At 44.7% G+C, this 369-nt stretch carries 1 protein-coding gene; it reads left to right on the top strand.

The window, feature by feature from the left end; translation table 11 throughout:
• Positions 1-286 (top strand): hypothetical protein (locus MiSe_RS49970; protein WP_226595063.1); only part of this gene is annotated, 286 nt, incomplete at its 5' end.
• Positions 287-369 lie beyond the last annotated feature (83 nt).

Below are 369 nucleotides of genomic sequence, written 5' to 3'. Positions count from 1 at the left end.
TGACCTGAACTATTTGGAAGATGCCACCCAAGAAATCGTTGGTGGTCGTGGCACCAACATGAACAGCAACTACACGGTAACCAAGACCGTTACAGCTAACGTTACCGAAAGCATCGTCAAGACTTTAGACACCAACTTGGGTGGTTTAGAAGGAAACGTTGCTCAAGTGATTGCCACCGCTGATGCTCGTGAAGGTGACATCACCTTCACCAGTATCATCGCTGGTGCTCAAACCGAATCTAACAGTTCTGAGTCTTTCGTTCAAATTGTTGCTGCTACCAAGTAACAGAAAACAACAGGTAGCTTCTAGCAACATACTAACTTTCAACAACCTTCTAGCAACCAAAAAACAACCAGGAGCAAAGCAAT

The organism is Microseira wollei NIES-4236 (genome assembly GCF_020521235.1).
GTDB classification, from domain to species: Bacteria; Cyanobacteriota; Cyanobacteriia; order Cyanobacteriales; family Aerosakkonemataceae; genus Microseira; species Microseira wollei.
This window is presented reverse-complemented; position numbering and strand designations above follow the sequence as displayed.